The following is a 17,887-nucleotide window of genomic DNA, read 5'->3' as shown; positions in this document are numbered from 1 at the left end:
ACCGGTTTTACTCGATGTTCTGTACCTGCTCGCGCATCTGCTCGATCAGCACCTTCATGTCCACGCCGATGCGCGACAGCTCCAGCGTGGCCGACTTCGAGCCCAGGGTGTTGGCCTCCCGGTGCAGCTCCTGGATCAGGAAATCGAGACGCTTGCCGATGTCGCCGCCCTTCTTGAGCAGCCGCTCGATCTCGTCCAGGTGCGAGGCCAGCCGGGTGAGTTCCTCGGCCACGTCGATGCGGATGGCGAAGGCGGTGGCTTCGGACAGGGCCCGGTCCTGCGCCGCTTCGGGCAGGGTGCTGCCGGCCGCCAAGCCCATGGCCTCCTGCCAGCGCTCGAGAAAGCGCTGGCGCTGCTGCTCCACCAGTTGGGGTACGAGCGGCGTGGCCTGCTCGGCCAGCTTGCGAAGCTGGGCCACGCGGTCGGTGAGCATCGCGGCCAGGCGGGCGCCTTCGCGCTCGCGCGCCGCGACCAGGTCGTCGATGACGCTGGCGGCCAGTTCGGTGAGCGTGGGGCCCCAGTCGCCATGGGCCGCGCTTTCGCCGCCGGCCAGGCGCAGCACGTCGGCCACGCTCAGCTCGCGTGCCGAGGGCAGCCACGCGCGGATGCTGTCTTGCACGCCATTGAGCCGTTGAAGAAAACGGGCCGAGGGCTCGACCACGCCGCCCGGTGCAGTACTTTCGATGGCACCGCGCACTTCCACCTTGCCGCGTTTGAGGCGTTCTCCCAACAGTTCGCGCAACGCCGCTTCATGCTGGCGAAGCTCTTCGGGCAGCTTGAAAGTGAGGTCGAGGAAGCGGCTGTTGACCGATCGGATCTCGAGGCCGAGCCGGCCTGCTGCCGAGGGACGTGCATCGCCCTCGGCGCTGCCGGCGGAGGTGCCGGCCTGGCCACTTGCGTAGCCGGTCATACTGTAAACTGGCATTGCGCCTCGCTGTGATGGTTGTCCTCGCACGTTGGCGCCGGCATGTCGCTCGCTTGCCGCACCATCGCCTTCGGGCGAAACTCCCGGATTATGTCAAAGGTCAAACCTTCGCCCCTGTTGCCGGACACGGTCATTGGCGGTTACCGCGTCGTGCGCCGGCTGTCGGCAGGAGGCTTTGGAGTCGTCTACCTGGCCGTCGACAGCAGCGGCCAGCAGGTGGCCATCAAGGAATATCTGCCTTCTTCGCTGGCCACGCGCGGCGTGGGCGAATTGCTGCCCGTGGTGCCGCCGGAAAAGCTGTCGCTGTACCGGCTGGGCCTCAAGAGCTTTTTCGAGGAAGGGCGCTCGCTCGCGCAGATCTCGCACGCCTCGGTGGTGAGCGTGCTCAACTTCTTCCGCGAGAACGAGACGGTCTACATGGTGATGAACTACCTGGAGGGCGCGACCCTGCAGGACTTCATCGTCACGGCGCGCGACCTGAAGAAGCAGAAGGTGTTCCGCGAGTCCACCATCCGCTCGCTCTTCGACGAGATCCTGCGCGGCCTGCGCATCGTGCACCAGCACAAGATGCTGCACCTGGACATCAAGCCGGCCAACATCTTCGTCACCGACGACGACCGCGCGGTGATGATCGACTTCGGCGCCGCGCGCGAAGTGCTCAGCAAAGAGGGCAACTTCATCCGCCCCATGTACACCCCCGGCTTCGCCGCGCCCGAGATGTACCGGCGCGACTCGTCGATGGGCCCGTGGACCGACATCTACGCCATCGGCGCCTGCATCTACGCCTGCATGCAGGGCTACCCGCCCAGCGACGCGCCGCAGCGCATCGAGAAAGACCGGCTGTCGCTGTCGCTGTCGCGCCTGCGGGGCGTGTATTCCGACAACCTGATCGAGGTGGTGGAGTGGTGCATGTCGCTCGACCCGCTGTCGCGCCCGCAGTCGGTGTTCGCGCTGCAAAAGGAGCTCAGCCGCGAGGGCGAGCGCCGCTACACCAAGCTCACCGTGGGCGAGAAGGTGCGCCTGTCCATCGACAACATCCGTTCGTCCGAGAAGAAATCGCTGCCCAAGGCCGCCGCACCCACCACCCGACCCGCATGAAATTTTCCGTCTTCCAGGTCAGCCGCAAGGGCGGACGTCTCAAGAACGAAGACCGCATGGGCTATTGCTACACGCGGGAGTCGGGCCTGTTCGTGCTGGCCGACGGCATGGGCGGCCATCCCGAGGGCGAGGTGGCGGCGCAGATGGCGCTGCAGACCATCGCGGCGCTGTACCAGCGCGAGGCGCGGCCCATGCTCAAGGACGTGAAGTCCTTCCTGAGCGCGGCCGTGCTGTCGGCGCACCAGCAGATCATGCGCTACGCCGGCAACAAGGGCATGCTCGACACGCCCCGCACCACCGTGGTGGCGGCCGTGCTGCAGGGCAACAGCGCCACCTGGGTGCATTGCGGCGACTCGCGTCTTTATGTGGTGCGCGACGGCGAGCTGCTCACCCGCACGCTCGACCATTCGCATGCCGAGCGCCCGCGCCCCAACCCGGGCCCCGAGAGCTTCAACCGCAACCTGCTGCTGACCTGCCTGGGCTCGCCCACCACGCCCATGTTCGACATTTCAGAGCCGCTGCCGCTGCAGCAGGGCGACCGCATCATGCTGTGCTCCGACGGCCTGTGGGGCGTCATGGACGAAATGCAGATCGTGCGCATCCTGGCCACCCGCCCGGTGGCCGATGCGGCGCCCGAGCTGGTCGAGATGGCCCTGCGCCGCGGCGGCGCCCACGGCGACAACGTCACCATGATCGCGCTCGAATGGGAAACGCCCGACGCCCCCGGTGCGGAGCGCGGCGTGTCCACCGACAGCATCAGCGAAGGCGTGTTCGCCTCCACCATCCAGGCCGGCATGCCCTCCGAAAGCGAGACGGCCGACCTGGACGAAGACGCCATCGAGCGTTCCATCGCCGAGATCAACGAGGCCATCCGGCGCTCGGCCGCACGCGGCAAGACCTGAGTTCCGTCCCGTTCCCAATTCCTTTCATCCAATGACCGATTTCATCCGCAGCGGCAACCGCGCCGCCGACCAGCTTCGCCCCGTCCGCATCACGCGCGGCTTCACCATCCACGCCGAGGGTTCGGTGCTGATCGAGTTCGGCCAGACCCGCGTGCTGTGCACCGCCAGCGTCGAAGAGCGCGTGCCGCCGCACAAGCGCGGCAGCGGCGAGGGCTGGGTCACGGCCGAGTACGGCATGCTGCCGCGCTCCACCCACACCCGCAGCGACCGCGAGGCCGCGCGCGGCAAGCAAAGCGGCCGCACGCAGGAGATCCAGCGCCTCATCGGCCGCTCCATGCGCGCGGTGTTCGACCTGGCCGCGCTGGGCGAGCGCACCATCCACCTCGACTGCGACGTGCTGCAGGCCGACGGCGGCACGCGCACCGCGGCCATCACCGGTGCCTTCGTGGCCGCGCAGGACGCGGTGAACAAGCTGCTGGCGCAAGGCGCCATCGCCGCCTCGCCCATCCGCGGCCACGTGGCGGCGGTGTCGGTGGGCATCGTGCAGGGCACGCCGCTGCTGGACCTGGAATACGTCGAAGACTCCGCCTGCGACACCGACATGAACGTCGTCATGACCGGCGCGGGCCACTTCATCGAAGTGCAAGGCACGGCCGAGGGCGAGGCTTTTTCGCGCGCCGAGATGAACCAGCTGCTGGCGCTGGCCGAGAAGGGCATCGGCGAGCTGGTGGCGCTGCAGCAGCAGGCGCTGGCGCAGCCGCTGGCCGCGTAGTGGTGACGATGAAGCTCGTCCTCGCCTCCAACAACGCCGGCAAGCTGGCCGAGCTGCAGCAGCTGTTCGCACCGCTGGGCATCGCGCTCGTGCGCCAGTCCGAACTGGGCGTGGGCGAGGCCGAGGAGCCGCACCGCACCTTCGTCGAAAACGCGCTGGCCAAGGCGCGCCACGCCAGCGCCGCCACCGGGCTGCCGGCCATTGCCGACGATGCCGGCCTGTGCGTCGATGCCTTCGGCGGGCTGCCGGGTGTGGATACGGCCTTCTACGCCACGCAGTTCGGCTACCCCAAGGGCGATGCCAACAACGTGCGTGCCTTGCTCGAGCAGATGCAGGGCATCGCCAACCGCCGTGCCGCTTTGGTCAGCACCCTGGTGGCGCTGCGCAGCCATGACGACCCGGAGCCGCTCATCGCCTCTGGCCGGGCCCCTGGCGAGATCACCCGCGAACCGGTGGGCGACAACGGCTTCGGCTTCGACCCGGTGATGTTCCTGCCCCAGTTCGGCAAGACCTTTGCCCAGCTGCCGCCCGAGGTCAAGAACGCCAACAGCCACCGCGGCCAGGCCGCGCGTGCCATGCTGGTGCTGATGCGCGAGCGCTGGCAGTCGCTGTGGCAGGCGGATGACGCGCCGTCTTCCGCGCCCTGAGCCCTGAGCCTGTAGTGGGCGAAGCCGCATCGCTCGCCCTTGGTTTCCCGTCATGAGTATTCCGATCGTTCCGCAAGCAACCCCTGCACCGCCTCCTGACGAGGCGGGTGCGGCGCGCGCCAACGACGTGCTGCACCACATGCGGCCCGGCCCCCTGCAACTGCCGGCGCTGCCGCCGCTGTCGGTGTACGTGCACCTGCCCTGGTGCCTGCGCAAGTGCCCGTATTGCGATTTCAACTCGCACGAGTGGAAGGCGCGGCAAGGGGAGGGCGAGGCCTTTCCCGAGCAGCGCTATATCGACGCCGTGCTGGCCGACCTGGACGCGGCACTGCCGCTGGTGTGGGGGCGCACGGTGCACAGCGTCTTCATCGGCGGCGGCACGCCCAGCCTGTTTTCGCCCGAGGGCATCGACCGGCTGATTGGCCAGATGCGCGCCCGGCTGAAGTTTGCGCCCGACTGCGAGATCACGCTGGAGGCCAACCCCGGCACCTTCGAGCGCGAGCGCTTTCGGGCTTTCCGCGGCGCCGGCGCCACGCGCCTGTCGGTGGGCGTGCAGAGCTTCAACGACGAACATCTCAAGGCGCTGGGCCGGGTGCATGACCGGGCCCAGGCCATTGCGGCGGTGGAGGAGGCGGCCGACGCGTTCGAGACCTTCAACATCGACCTGATGTACGCGTTGCCCGGCCAGAGCGCCGCGCAACTGCAGGCCGACCTGGACCAGGCCCTGGCGCTGCAGCCGCCGCACCTGTCGGTGTACCACCTGACCCTGGAGCCCAACACCTATTTCGCCAAGCACCCGCCCAAGAACCTGCCGCCCGAGGACGATGCCTACGCCATGCTCGACGCGATCACCGCGGCCACCGGCGCGGCGGGCCTGGCGCGCTACGAGGTCTCGGCCTATGCGCGCGAGGGGCACCGCTGCCGGCACAACCTCAACTACTGGCAGTTCGGCGACTACCTGGGCCTGGGCGCTGGCGCGCACGGCAAGCTGAGCTTTGCACACCGCATCGTGCGGCAGGTGCGCTTTCGCGATCCGCGCCTGTACATGGACAACGCCCTGGCCGGCCAGGCGGTGGCGCAGAGCGAGGACGTGGCGCTGGCAGACCTGCCGTTCGAATACATGCTGAATGCGCTGCGGCTCAAGGACGGCTTTTCCTTCGCGCAGTTCGGCGAGCGCACCGGCTTGGCGATCACCTCGATCCAGCGCGCGCTGGAAGAAGCCGAGCACAAGGGCCTTCTGGCGCGCGACCTGTGGCATGCGTGGCCCACGGAGAAGGGCTTCGACTTCCTGAGTGACCTGCAGGAGATGTTCCTGCCGGGCGACTGAGGTCGCGCAGGATAGAATCGACGAGCGCAGCCAACAAGGTTGCTGCGCACCCGGCGCACCGCATCGCCAGAAAGGAAAGATGCGCATCAGCGGCGGGTCCTTCAAAGCAGGAAGTGTGGCCGAGTGGTTGAAGGCACCGGTCTTGAAAACCGGCAACGGGAAACCGTTCGTGGGTTCGAATCCCACCGCTTCCGCCAAGCCCTAGGAAATCGGCCGCACGTTCCGGCACGCCGGATAGGTCGAACAGCCCCAGAAGACCTGCCCGGCATTGAGCCCCTTCTTCGCCGTCCGCTTCACCATGTCGGCCCCGCACGAAGGGCAGGTGGGGCCCGGCGCCGATGTCCAGCCTGGGCGGTCGGGGATCGATTCGTCCGGCGTGCCGGGCGCGATCGCGAGCGAGGCCCGGGCCTGCTGGATGAAGCCGAAGAGCCGTTCGCCGTCGATCAGGTTCAGGTTGCGTCCGCGGGCGAACGCCAGCGCGTCGCCGCTGAAGCGCCCCGAGGTCACGACGAAGCCGCCCGTGGCGCCGCGCGCCGCCATCACGCCGTAGAGCTCGCGCACGACTTCCACGCCGACCTTGTAGGCCCGCCATTGCTTGCACTGCACCAGGAATTTCTCGCTGCCCTTGGTCAGCACCAGGTCGACGCCGCCGTCCGGCCCGCCGCCGCCGTTCTCCGCCACCCGAAAGCCCTGCAGCCTGAAGGCTTCGCCCACCAGCAACTCGAACTCGCGCCAGGACATGCCGTCCAGCGCATCGGCGCTGCCGGCCTGCGCCACGTCGCGCACGAGCGATTGCCGCGCCTTGCGCCGCCAGGCCGACATGGCTGCGCCGACAAGGCAGAGCACGGGAACGATGTATTGGGCGAAGCCCGCCAGCGTGGCGCCGGCCGAGCGAACCGCGGAAGAGGCCACGTCGCCGGGCTTGACGAGGCCCGGGATCTGCACCGGCTGCGCCCACTGGTGCAGCAGCACATAGGCCGCCAAGGCCAGCATGACGCCGGCCCACCACGGCATCATGGCGACGAGTTCGAGGAAGTCTTCGAGCGGGCTTGATTTTCTTCTTCTTGCCATTTCGGGCCCCTTGCTTGCTTGCTGGTGCTGCCTGCAGACCCGCCCGTTTGTACTGAGTCGGCGCGCGAAACCGAAGCTGCGGCCTCCTCAATATTGGGGAGGAGCCGGGAACCCGAAGGCGCAGAGCGTGAATTGCTTCACGCGCCGGCCCCGCCGCGCCAAAGACGCTTTCCTCATTCGCTTATCGCAACTGCTTCGTTGGAGGCCGCGATGTTTGTGCCTACAGTGCACGCATCGTGACCGGAACGGACTTCTGGTGGGCGACAACGCAGCAACAAAGGCAGGACTGGGGGTTGCGAGGTTGTCTCCTCGTCGTGGTGAACGGCGTTCGGCGGGCCTTGTGCCCGCTTTTTTTTGCGCGCCCCGCAAGCGGGCCGGTTATGCGCGCGGCATCTATGCGAGTGGATTTTTCTTCGTTCCTCTGCCGCGCGCCGCCACCAAGAATCACAGGCTTCCATCTGTTGTCCCTGGAGCGCCGTCCCATGTTGCATCGTCAAGAGTTCCTCCGCCTGGCCGCCATCGCGCTGCTGGCGCCCGCCATGGCCTGGGCCGCGCCTGCCACCGGCGAGCCGGTCTGGTTCGGCGTGAGCGGGCCGCTCACCGGCCAGAACGCGCAATACGGCGCGCAGTGGAAGGCCGGCTTCGACCTGGCCCTGGAAGACATCAACGCCAAGGGCGGCATCCATGGCCGTCCGCTGGCCTACGTGTTCGAGGACAGCCAGAGCGACCCGCGCCAGTCGGTGGGCCTGGCGCAGAAGTTCGTCAACGACAAGCGCATCAAGATCGAGCTGGGCGACTTCTCCAGCCCGGCCTCGATGGCCGCCTCGCCCATCTACCAGCGCGCGGGCCTGGTGCAGCTGGGCTTCACCAATTCGCACCCCGACTTCACCAAGGGCGGCGACTACATCTGGAGCCCCTCGGTGAGCCAGGCCGACGCGCAGCCGCTGCTGGCCGACCTGGCCGTGAAGACGCTGGGCTTCAAGCGCGTGGCGGTGCTGTTCCTCAACACCGATTGGGGCCGCACCAGCCGCGACGTGTTCGTGAAGGCGGCGCAGGAGCGCGGCGCGCAGGTGGTCATCGCCGAGGGCTACCAGCCCGACGAGAAAGACTTCCGCTCGACGCTGGTGCGCGTGCGCGACGCCAATCCGGACGGCGTGGTGCTCATCTCGTACTACCCCGACGGTGCGCTCATCGCCGGCCAGGTGCGCAGCGTGGGCCTGAAGCAGCCCATTGCCGCCAGCGGCTCCGTCTACTCGCCCAAGTTCATCGAACTGGGGGCCGCGGCGGTGGAGGGCATCTACACCAACACCGCGTTCTTCCCCGAAGAGCCGCGCCCCGAGGTGAAGGACTTCGTGCAGCGCTTTCGCGGCAAGTACGGCAAGGACCCCGACGCCTTCAACGCCTACGCGTACGACGCCGCGCAGATCGCCGCCGCCGCGCTGCGCCAGGCCGGGCCCGATGGCGACCGCAAGGCGGTGCGCGATGCCTTCTACAAGATCAAGGACGTGCCCAGCGTGGTGTTCGGCAAGGCCAACTTCGATGCGCAGACGCGCCGCGTGATCGGCGTGAAGAGCATCGACCTGGTGGTGAAGGACGGCAAGTGGGCGCTGGCCGATACCGCCGCGCAGAAGACCGCGTCGGCGGGGCGTTGAGGCATCCGGAGCGATGAGCTTCACCTCTTTCTTCGACTACACGGTCAACGGCCTGATCATCGGCAACATCTATGCCTTGCTGGCGGTCGGGCTGGCGCTGATCTTCGGCGTCTCGCACCTCATCAACTTCGCGCACGGCTCGGTCTACACGGTGGGGGCCTACATCGGCTGGGCCGCCATCAACTTCCTGCACACGCCGCTGCCGGTGACCATCCTGCTGGTGGTGCTGGGGTCGGCGGCGCTGGGCATGCTGATCGAGCGGGTGGGCCTGCGGCCGCTGCAGGGCTCGGCCCGCATCGCGCCGCTGCTGGCCACCATCGGCATCAGCTTCGTGCTCGACATCGCGGTGCAGCTGCTGGCCAGCCCCGACCCGCGCGCGCTGCCCACGCAGCTGCCGGACTGGCGGCTGCAGATCGGCAGCGGCACCATCGGCGCGCTGGACTTGCTCATCGCGGGCATCGGCCTGGCCAGCGCCGCACTGCTGTTCGGCTTTTTGCGCTTCACCAGGCTGGGGTGGGCGGTGCGCGCCACCGCGCAGGACCGCGATGCCGCGCAGCAGATGGGCGTGGACGTCAACCGCGTCAACCTCAGCGTGTTTGCCATCGCCTCGGCGCTGGGCGGCCTGTCGGGGCTGCTGGTGGGCATGTACTACAACAACATCAGTCCGGCCATGAGCTTCCAGGCCACGCTCAAGGGTGTGGTGGCCACGGTGGTGGGCGGCGTGGGCAATGTGCCGGGCGCCATCGTCGGCAGCATGCTGCTGGGGCTGACCGAAAGCTGGGGCGTGGCGCTGTTCGGCACGCCCTACCGCAACCTCTTCGCCTTCATCCTGCTGCTGGTGATTTTGGTGTGCAAGCCCAACGGCCTGTTCGGGCGCAAGCGCGCGCTGCCGCCCGAGCCGCTCACCGGCACCTTCATCGCGCCCAGCAAGCCCTGGCATGTGCCGCGCTGGCTGCTGGCCGCGCTGTTCGCGGCTGCCGTGGTGCTGCCGCTGCTGGACCCGTCGCCCTATGTGCTGCAGACGCTCACCAATGCCTGGCTCTATGCCGCGCTGGCGCTCGGCCTGACGCTGGTAGCCGGCACCATCGGGCAGGTGTCGCTCGGCCATGCCGGGCTGCTGGCCATCGGCGCCTATGCCTCGTCGCTGCTGGTGCTGGACCTGCACCTGCCGGTGGGCACCAGCATCGTCGTGGCTGGGTTGCTCACGGCGCTGATCGGCACGGCGCTGATCTTCCCGTCCTTCAAGCTGCGTGGCCATTACGTGTCGATCGCCACGCTGGGCATCGGCGAGATCGTGGCGCTCACCATCCTCAACTGGGAGAGCCTCACGCGCGGGCCGATCGGGGTGTCGGGCATTCCGCCGCTGTCGCTGTTCGGGCGCGACGCCTCGTCCAACAACGCCTTCTACTGGGCGGCCCTCGGGGCCCTGGTGCTGCTGGCGCTGCTGCAGTGGCGGCTGCTGCGCTCGCACCTGGGCCGCACCTTCCGCGCGGTGCGCGAGGACGACGTGGCCGCGCGTTCTTACGGCGTGAGCCCCGACCGCTACAAGGCCATGGCCTTCGGCTTCGGCGGCTTCGCCGCGGGCGTCAGCGGTGCCTTCACCGCCCACCTGTATTCGTACATCAACCACGAGACCTTCACCTCGCAGATCTCGATCCTGGCGCTGACCATGGTGATCCTGGGTGGGCTCGGAAACATCAGCGGCGCGGTGCTGGGCGCGGTCGCGCTGGTGAGCCTGCCCGAGCTGTTCCGCGTGACGGCCGAGTACCGGATGCTGATCTACGGCGTGGCGCTGCTGCTGCTCATCCGCTTCCGCCCGCAGGGCCTGCTGGGCACCGTCTGATTCTTCTTTGTTCCAACCAGGACACCACCCCATGAGCCACCTGAACGACTACCTTGCCGAGAAGCGCGAGGCCGTGCTGGCCCGCAACGCCGCCATCGAGGCCGGCACTGCCCAGCCCCTGCAGCTCAAGGCCCACGTGCGTGCCGAAGGGCGCAGCGGGGTGCGGCGCCTGCGCATCCGCGACCACCAGGTCATCAGCGACAGCCCGCCCGATTTCGCCGGCTACAACCTGGGCCCGAGCTCGCCCGAGCTGCAGCTGGGCGTGCTGGGCACCTGCGTGACCCACATCTTCCTGATCCAGGCCGCGCAGCGCCAGGTGCCGCTGCAGAGCCTGGAGGTGGAGGTCACCGGCATCATCGATCCGCGCGGCGGCCGCCCCGGGCACGAGAGTACGCCCATCTGGCCGCACGAGATCGGCTACACCGTGCACATCGATTCGCCCGCCAGCCGCGCCGACATCGACGCGCTGTTCGAGGCGGTGGAGCGCAGCTGCCCCATCCTCAACCTGCTGCGCAACCCGCAGGCCATCAAGGCCGAGGTGAAGCTGGTCAACTCGCAGCAGCAGCAAACGCAGCAGGCCGAAGCGGCCAATGCTTCTTCATCCGGAAGGCAGGCCGATGCCCTCGCTGCTTGAAATCGACGGCCTCACGCGCCGCTTCGGCGGCCTCACCGCCGTCGACGGCGTGAGCCTCTCGCTGGGGCAGGGCGAACTGCTCAGCGTGATCGGCCCCAACGGCGCGGGCAAGACCACGCTGTTCAACCTGGTGACGGGGCTCGACACGCCCGACGAAGGCCGCGTGCGCTTCGACGGCGAGGACATCACCGGCTGGAGCGCGCCGGCGCTGGCGCAGCGCGGCCTGGCCCGCACCTTCCAGCACGGGCGGGTGTTCGCCAACCTTTCGGTGCTCGACAACGTGCTGGTCGGCGCCCACACGCGGCTGCAGGCCGCGCGGCCACGGCTGGGCGGCATCCCTGGCGCCGGTGCGCTGGCCGAACTGGCCCTGGCCCTGGTGCAGCCGCCGCGCGTGGCGCGCGAGGAAAGGCGCTTGCGCGAGGAGGCGCTGGAGATCATCGCCCTGTTCGGCACGCGCCTGGCGCCGCGCATCGACCACCCGGCCTACAGCCTCTCGTATGCCAACCGGCGCCGCGTGGAAATCGCCCGCGCGCTGGCCCTCCAGCCGCGCCTGCTGCTGCTGGACGAACCGACCGCCGGCATGAACGAGAGCGAGACCGCCGAGATGCTGGAGATCATCCGCGAGCTCAAGCGGCGCGGCCACACCATCCTGCTGATCGAGCACAAGCTGGACCTGGTGATGCAGCTGTCGGACCGCGTGGTGGTGCTGGACAACGGCGCGAAGATCGCCGAGGGCGCGCCCGACGCGGTGCGCCACGACCCGGCGGTGATCGAGGCCTACCTCGGCCATCGCCACGTGGGCGAGAAAGCGGCGGTGGCGGCATGATCGCGACCCTGGCACGCACCGGCCTGGCGCCGGTGCCGCTGTGGGGCGACAGCGGCGACGACGCGCAGCCTGCGCCCCACAAGGCGGCGGCCACGGCGCCGGGCAGCGAGCCGCTGCTGCAGCTGCGCAAGATCAACAGCTTCTACGGCCCGGTGCAGGCGCATTTCGACCTGGATCTGGAAGTGCGCAGCGGCCAGATCGTGAGCCTGCTGGGCGGCAACGCCAGCGGCAAGTCGACCACCATGAAGGTGGTGCTCGGCCTGCTCAAGCCGCGCTCGGGCGAGCTGCGCTTCAACGGCGAATCGATCCTCGGGCTGGCCACGCCGCAGGTCATCCGGCGCGGCATCGGCTCGGTGCCCGAGGCGCGGCGGCTCTTTCCGGCCATGACGGTGCGCGAGAACCTGCTCATGGGCGCCTACACGCGCAGCGACCGCCAGGCCGTGCAGGAAGACCTCGAGCGCATGCTGGAGCTGTTCCCGCGCGTGGCCGAGCGCATCGACTTCCAGGCCGGCACGCTCTCGGGCGGCGAGCAGCAGATGGTGGCCATGGCGCGCGCGCTCATGGGCCGTCCGCGCCTGCTGTGCATGGACGAGCCGACCATGGGCCTGTCGCCCCTGTACGTGGACAAGGTGCTGGAGCTCATCGCCCGCATCAACCGCCAGGGCGTGTCGGTGTTCATGGTCGAGCAGAACGCCAGCCTGGCGCTGCAGATCGCGCACCACGGCTATGTGCTGCAGACGGGCCGCATCGTGCTCAGCGGCAAGGCGTCCGAGCTGCTGGCCGATGCGCGCATCCGCGATGCCTACCTGGGCGGCGGCGACGCGGCGCGCACCGCCTCCTGAACTGTTCGCAAACCCCAAGGAAAGAAGACGCATGACCCTTGCGCTGGACCATATCGTCATTGCCGTGCACGACCTGGAGCAGACCATGGCCGACTACGGCGCGCTGGGCTTCACGGTGCTGCGCGGCGGCGACCACCCGGGCCGCAGCACGCACAACGCGCTGGTGGTGTTCGCCGACGGCAGCTACCTGGAGCTGATCGCCTGGCGCGCGCCGGCGCCGCAGGAGCGCTGGTGGCAGCTGCTGCAGCGCCACGGCGAAGGCATCGTCGACTATGCGCTGCTGCCGCCGCAAGGCACGGCATCCACGGTGGCCGGCGCGGCGCAGCGCGGGCTGCAGCTGGAGGGGCCGCTGGACGGCGGGCGCCTGCGCCCCGACGGCGAGCGCCTGCAATGGGAGACGGCGCGGCCCGCCACGCCGGACCTGCCCTTCCTGTGCGGCGACCTCACGCCGCGCACGCTGCGCGTTCCGGAGGGGCCGGCGCGCGTGCATGCCAACGGCGCGCAGGGCGTGGCCAGCCTGGCGGTGGCGGTGCATGACCTCCACGCCACGCTCGCGCGCTACCGTGCCCTGCTGGGCGACGGTGCGGACCTGAGCCCGCCGGTGGTCTTTCCGGGCAGCGGCGTTCGCGGTGCGGTGGTGCGCATCGGCACCAGCGCGCTGGTGCTGGCCTCGCCGCGCGACCCGGTGGGCGGGCCGTCGAGCGCGCTCGCGCAGCGGCTGGCCACGCGCGGCGAAGGGCCTTACGCCTTCGTGCTGCACACGCACGACGCGGCGCAGACCAGCGCCCCGCTGCATGCCGCGCGTGCGCATGGCGCGCTCATCGAGTTCGAGCTGGTGGAGGCGAAGGGCGGCGCGCGCGAAGCCCGCCACGACCTGCGCGGCACGCATATCGATAACTGAAATGCTTCTAGGCCGCACGGTGCCATCGCGCCGTGCCGGCCGCAAACTTGGACGCCTGCACATCTCATCTGCGCGAGGCGATTCCCTTGAAGATCTTCTGGTTCCTTCCCACCCATGGCGACAGCCGCTACCTCGGCACCTCGCATGGCGCACGCACCGTGACCCATCGCTACCTCAAGCAGGTGGCCCAGGCCGCGGACGAACTCGGCTACGAAGGGGTGCTGATTCCCACCGGCCGCTCGTGCGAGGACTCGTGGGTGGTGGCGTCTTCGCTGGCACCGCTCACCGAGCGGCTCAAGTTCCTGGTGGCGATCCGCCCCGGCATCATTTCGCCGACGGTGTCGGCACGCCAGGCCGCCACGCTCGACCGCTTCTCGGACGGGCGCCTGCTCATCAACGTGGTCACCGGCGGCGACCCCGACGAACAGCACGGCGACGGCAGCTTCCTCAGCCACACCGAGCGCTACGAGGTCACCGACGAGTTCCTGCGCATCTGGCGCCGCGTGGCCGCCGGCGAAACGGTGGACTTCCAGGGCAAGCACCTGCGCGTGGAGGGGGCCAAGGCGCTGTATCCGTCGGTGCAGCGGCCGCATCCGCCGCTGTGGTTCGGCGGCTCGTCCGACCCGGCCATCGAGCTGGCGGGCGAGCAGGTCGACGTGTACCTCACCTGGGGCGAGCCGCCCGCCGCCGTGGCCGAGAAGATCGCCAAGGCGCGCGCCGCAGCTGCCAGGCATGGCCGCACGCTGCGCTTCGGCATTCGCCTGCATGTGATCGTGCGCGAGACCTCGGAAGAGGCCTGGAAGGCCGCCGACGAACTCATCTCCTACGTCACCGACGAGACGGTGGCGGCCGCGCAGAAGGCCTTCGCGCGATTCGACTCGGTGGGCCAGCAGCGCATGGCCGCACTGCACGGCGGGCGGCGCGACAAGCTCGAGGTCTCGCCCAACCTGTGGGCCGGCGTGGGCCTGGTGCGCGGCGGTGCCGGCACCGCGCTGGTGGGCAATCCGCAGGAGGTGGCGGCGCGCATCAAGGAATATGCCGAGCTGGGCATCGAGACTTTCATCTTCTCGGGCTATCCGCACCTGGAAGAGGCTTATCGCCTGGCCGAGCTGGTGTTCCCGCTGCTGCCCCTGGAGCTGGCGCGTGCGCCGGGCCAGGCCAACCTCACCGGTCCTTTCGGCGAGGTGATCGCCAACGACATCGTGCCGCAAGCCGCCCGCTCGGCGAGCTGAGGCAGCCCGCGCCTCGCCTTGCTCCTGGCGCCCGGCGCCGGCGGCCTGGCGCGGCCCATTCCAACCCCAAACACTTTTGATCCACATGGCCCACAAGCTCAAGATCGTCGCCGTCTCCGGCGGCCTGCAGCGCCCCTCCCGCACGCTCGCGCTGGTCGAGCAACTGCTCGAAGGCTTCACCGACGCGCTGCCCGCGCAAACCCGCCTGGTCGAGCTGGGCGAGATCGCGCCCCGCTTCGGCAACGTGCTGCAGCGCGCGAAGCTGCCGGCCGACATCGAGCAGGTGCTGCGCGACATCGAGACCGCCGACCTGCTGCTGGTGGCCAGCCCCATCTTCCGCGGCACCTACACGGGCCTGTTCAAGCACCTGTTCGACTTCGTGCACCACGAGGCGCTGGTCGACGTGCCGGTGCTGCTGGCGGCCACCGGCGGCAGCGACCGCCATGCACTGGCCATCGACCACCAGTTGCGCCCGCTGTTCGCCTTCTTCCAGTCCAACACGCTGCCCATCGGCGTGTACGGCACCGACAAGGAATTCGACAACTACCGCGTGACGGGCGAGGCGCTGCGCTCGCGCATCGCGCTGGCGGTGGAGCGTGCACTGCCGGTGCTGCGCCAGCGCTTGCACGACAAGGCCGCCGCGGCACCCGCACTCTCGCTGGCGGCCTGAGGCTGCACCTGATGTCGGAAGCACACATTCCCATCGCGGCGGCGCAGCGCATCGCACCACGGCCCGACCCCGCGCGCGTGCAGCGCATTGCCAGCGACGAGGAGGCCCTGGCCGCCGCGCGACGCCTGGCCGCCGAGTTCGCGCCCGATGCCGCGCGGCGCGACCGCGAACGCATCCTGCCCTGGGCGGAGCTGGACCGATGGTCCCAAAGCGGGCTGGGCGCCATCACCGTTCCGCGCGAATACGGCGGCGCCGGCGTGTCCTACGAAACGCTGGCGCAGGTGTTCGTCATCCTGTGCGCGGCCGACCCGTCGCTGGGGCAGATTCCGCAGAACCACTTCGGCCTGCTGGGCGTGCTGCGCGAGATCGGCACCGACGAGCAGAAGCGCCGCTTCTACGGCGAGGTGCTGGCCGGCGGGCGCCTGGGCAATGCCGGCCCCGAGCGCAAGTCCAAGACCATCCTGCACGGGCAGACGCGCCTTTCGCACACGCCCGAGGGCTTGCGCCTGAACGGCCATCGCTTCTATTCCACCGGCGCCCTGTTTGCGCACCGCGTGCCGGCCCGTGCGCTGGACGACGAAGGCCGCGCGGTGCAGGCCTGGGTGCCGCGCGATGCGCCGGGCCTGTCGGTGATCGACGACTGGAGTTCCTTCGGCCAACGCACCACCGCCAGCGGCTCGGTGAAGTTCCATTCCGTGCCGGTGGACGAGGCGGACGTCTTGCCGGTGTGGCAACTGGCCGACCGGCCAGGCCTGTTCGGCCCCACCTCGCAGCTGATCCAGGCCGCCATCGACCAGGGCATTGCCACTGCGGCGGTGGCCGACGCCATGGACTTCGTGCGCGACAAGGCGCGGCCCTGGGTGGATTCGGGCGTGGCGCGTGCCAGCGACGACCCCTACATCATCCAGGACGTGGGCCGCCTGCAGATCGACCTGCACGCCGCGCACGAGGTGCTGCGCGAAGCCGCCCGCACGCTGGACGAGATCGCCGCGCAGCCGGTCACCGCGCTTTCCAGCGCGCGCGCCTCGGTGGCGGTGGCGGAGGCCAAGGTGCTCACCACCCAGGTCGCGCTGGAGGCCAGCGAGAAGCTGTTCGAGCTGGCCGGCTCCTCGGCCACGCGGGCCCAGCACAACCTGGACCGCCATTGGCGCAACGCGCGCACCCACACCCTGCACGACCCGGTGCGCTGGAAGACCCACCTGATCGGCAACTACCTCCTCAACGGCGTGCTGCCCGCGCGCCATTCATGGAACTAGCACCATGACCCTTGAAGCCACTCTCGTGCGGCCGGCACCCGCGGTACCCGCCCCGGCACAACCCGCGCCCGCGCCGGCACCGCGCAAGGCGCCGGCGCGCATCCGCGATGACGCCCATGCCATCGAGGTCGCCCGCAAGCTGGCCGCGGACTTCGAGGAGAACGCCGTGCCGCGCGACCGCGAGCGCGTGCTCCCCTGGGCCGAGCTGGATCGCTTTTCCGCCAGCGGCCTGTGGTCCATCACCGTTCCGCGCGAATACGGCGGCCCCGGTGTGTCGAACGCCACGCTGGCCCAGGTGATCGCCATCATCTCGGCGGCCGACGGCTCGCTCGGGCAGATTCCGCAGAACCATTTCTACGCGCTGGAGGTCCTTCGCGTGGGCGGCACGCCGGCGCAGCAGCGCTTCTTCTACGAGCGCGTGCTGGCCGGCGAGCGCCTGGGCAATGCGCTGGCGGAGATCGGCCACAAGGACTTCAAGCGCCGCACCCGGCTCACGCCCGACGGCGACGGCTTCCGGGTGGACGGGCGCAAGTTCTATTGCACCGGCGCGCTCTTCGCGCACTGGATTCCCACCATGGTGGTGTCGCTCGAAGAGGGCCGCGAGGTGACGCGGATGGCCTTCGTGCCGCGCGGCGCCGACGGTGTGTCCATCACCGACGACTGGGACGGATTCGGCCAGCGCGTGACCGGCAGCGGCTCGGTGGCCTTCGACAACGTGCGGGTGGAGCGCGAGTGGGTGGTGCCCTTCCAGGCGTCGATGGAGCGGCCGACCACCATCGGGCCCTTCGCGCAGTTGCTGCATGCCGCCATCGACCTGGGCATCGGCCAGGGCGCACTGGCCGCCACGCTGCCTTTCGTGCGCGACCGGTCGCGGCCCTGGATCGATGCGGGGGTGGAGCGTGCCAGCCACGACCCGTTGACCATCGCCCAGGTGGGCGAGGTGGCGGTTCGCCTGCGTGCGGCCGAGGCGCTGGTGCGCCGCGCGGCGCGCATCGTGGCGGATGCGCAGCGCGACTCGAACGAGCGCAGCGTGGCCGAGGCATCGGTGGCCGTGGCCGAGGCGCGGGTGCTCACCACCAGCGCGTCGCTGGCCGCAGGCACGCGCCTGTTCGAGCTGGCCGGCACCGGCGCCACGCTGGACGGCCTGGGCCTGGACCGCTTCTGGCGCAACGCCCGCACCCACACGCTGCACGACCCAGTGCGCTGGAAGTACCACGCGGTCGGCAACTTCTACCTCAACGACAAGCTGCCGCCGCGACATGGCGCGCTTTGACTCCGGAGCCCGCATG

The 17,887-nt window shown here is 69.6% G+C and carries 17 protein-coding genes and 1 tRNA gene; 16 read left to right on the top strand and 2 right to left on the bottom strand.

What is annotated here, in order from left to right; all coding sequences use genetic code 11:
* Positions 1-7: 7 nt before the first annotated feature.
* A complete protein-coding gene (locus VSO01S_RS01620) occupies positions 8-925 on the bottom strand; it encodes a YicC/YloC family endoribonuclease (protein ID WP_068640054.1) in 918 nt (305 codons plus the stop codon).
* A gap of 90 nt (positions 926-1,015) precedes the next feature.
* On the opposite strand from VSO01S_RS01620, the gene VSO01S_RS01615 reads away from it, so the two are divergent.
* From VSO01S_RS01615 to VSO01S_RS01590, 6 genes are all read left to right on the top strand, one after another.
* A complete protein-coding gene (locus tag VSO01S_RS01615) occupies positions 1,016-2,023 on the top strand; it encodes a serine/threonine protein kinase (RefSeq protein ID WP_068640053.1) in 1,008 nt (335 codons plus the stop codon).
* Positions 2,020-2,925 (top strand): PP2C family protein-serine/threonine phosphatase, encoded by a 906-nt coding sequence (locus VSO01S_RS01610; RefSeq protein WP_068640052.1) that lies wholly within the window; start codon positions 2,020-2,022, stop codon positions 2,923-2,925. Before VSO01S_RS01615 ends, VSO01S_RS01610 begins: the two co-directional genes overlap by 4 nt.
* Before the next feature lie 31 nt (positions 2,926-2,956).
* Positions 2,957-3,697, top strand: a complete 741-nt coding sequence (rph, locus tag VSO01S_RS01605; RefSeq protein WP_068640051.1) for a ribonuclease PH — start codon at positions 2,957-2,959, stop codon at positions 3,695-3,697.
* 8 nt (positions 3,698-3,705) lie between these two features.
* Entirely contained in the window at positions 3,706-4,344 is a 639-nt protein-coding gene (gene rdgB, locus VSO01S_RS01600; RefSeq protein ID WP_068640050.1) for an RdgB/HAM1 family non-canonical purine NTP pyrophosphatase, read from the top strand.
* A 52-nt stretch (positions 4,345-4,396) separates the two neighbouring features.
* On the top strand, positions 4,397-5,671 hold the full coding sequence (gene hemW, locus VSO01S_RS01595; RefSeq protein ID WP_068640049.1) for a radical SAM family heme chaperone HemW: 1,275 nt from the start codon (positions 4,397-4,399) through the stop codon (positions 5,669-5,671).
* Positions 5,672-5,780: 109 nt separating this feature from the next.
* Positions 5,781-5,868: transfer RNA gene (locus VSO01S_RS01590), tRNA-Ser, on the top strand.
* A gap of 4 nt (positions 5,869-5,872) precedes the next feature.
* Here VSO01S_RS01590 and VSO01S_RS01585 read toward each other — a convergent pair.
* Positions 5,873-6,742: a restriction endonuclease gene (locus VSO01S_RS01585; protein WP_068640048.1), complete on the bottom strand. Its 870-nt coding sequence runs from the start codon at positions 6,740-6,742 to the stop codon at positions 5,873-5,875.
* 482 nt (positions 6,743-7,224) lie between these two features.
* Here VSO01S_RS01585 and VSO01S_RS01580 point away from each other — a divergent pair, with 482 nt between their 5' ends.
* The 10 genes from VSO01S_RS01580 (at position 7,225) to VSO01S_RS01535 (ending at position 17,871) form a co-directional block, all read left to right on the top strand.
* Complete coding sequence (locus VSO01S_RS01580) at positions 7,225-8,394, top strand: ABC transporter substrate-binding protein (RefSeq protein WP_068640047.1); 1,170 nt, start codon at positions 7,225-7,227, stop codon at positions 8,392-8,394.
* A 13-nt stretch (positions 8,395-8,407) separates the two neighbouring features.
* Positions 8,408-10,237 carry an ABC transporter permease gene (locus tag VSO01S_RS01575; protein ID WP_068640046.1) on the top strand — a complete coding sequence of 610 codons (1,830 nt, stop codon included), beginning with the start codon at positions 8,408-8,410 and terminating at the stop codon, positions 10,235-10,237.
* A gap of 31 nt (positions 10,238-10,268) precedes the next feature.
* Positions 10,269-10,871 (top strand): OsmC family protein, encoded by a 603-nt coding sequence (locus VSO01S_RS01570; RefSeq protein WP_068640045.1) that lies wholly within the window; start codon positions 10,269-10,271, stop codon positions 10,869-10,871.
* Positions 10,855-11,697: an ABC transporter ATP-binding protein gene (locus VSO01S_RS01565; RefSeq protein WP_153305091.1), complete on the top strand. Its 843-nt coding sequence runs from the start codon at positions 10,855-10,857 to the stop codon at positions 11,695-11,697. The genes VSO01S_RS01570 and VSO01S_RS01565 overlap by 17 nt, the downstream gene beginning before the upstream one ends.
* Positions 11,694-12,539: an ABC transporter ATP-binding protein gene (locus tag VSO01S_RS01560; RefSeq protein WP_084241615.1), complete on the top strand. Its 846-nt coding sequence runs from the start codon at positions 11,694-11,696 to the stop codon at positions 12,537-12,539. The genes VSO01S_RS01565 and VSO01S_RS01560 overlap by 4 nt, the downstream gene beginning before the upstream one ends.
* A gap of 31 nt (positions 12,540-12,570) precedes the next feature.
* Positions 12,571-13,440 carry a VOC family protein gene (locus VSO01S_RS01555; RefSeq protein ID WP_084241614.1) on the top strand — a complete coding sequence of 290 codons (870 nt, stop codon included), beginning with the start codon at positions 12,571-12,573 and terminating at the stop codon, positions 13,438-13,440.
* A gap of 86 nt (positions 13,441-13,526) precedes the next feature.
* A complete protein-coding gene (gene ssuD / locus VSO01S_RS01550; RefSeq protein ID WP_068640043.1) occupies positions 13,527-14,672 on the top strand; it encodes an FMNH2-dependent alkanesulfonate monooxygenase in 1,146 nt (381 codons plus the stop codon).
* A gap of 85 nt (positions 14,673-14,757) precedes the next feature.
* Positions 14,758-15,342, top strand: a complete 585-nt coding sequence (gene msuE, locus VSO01S_RS01545) for an FMN reductase (RefSeq protein ID WP_068640042.1) — start codon at positions 14,758-14,760, stop codon at positions 15,340-15,342.
* 11 nt (positions 15,343-15,353) lie between these two features.
* Positions 15,354-16,598 (top strand): SfnB family sulfur acquisition oxidoreductase, encoded by a 1,245-nt coding sequence (locus VSO01S_RS01540; RefSeq protein ID WP_068640041.1) that lies wholly within the window; start codon positions 15,354-15,356, stop codon positions 16,596-16,598.
* Between the two features lie 4 nt (positions 16,599-16,602).
* The gene (locus VSO01S_RS01535) at positions 16,603-17,871 is read left to right on the top strand and encodes an SfnB family sulfur acquisition oxidoreductase (protein WP_068640040.1); all 1,269 of its coding nucleotides are present in this window, start codon (positions 16,603-16,605) and stop codon (positions 17,869-17,871) included.
* Positions 17,872-17,887: the final 16 nt, after the last annotated feature.

It is taken from the genome of Variovorax soli NBRC 106424 (assembly GCF_001591385.1).
GTDB lineage: Bacteria > Pseudomonadota > Gammaproteobacteria > Burkholderiales > Burkholderiaceae_C > Variovorax > Variovorax soli.
Note: the sequence above shows the minus strand (reverse complement) of the source record. Positions and strands in the feature narration are given on the sequence as shown.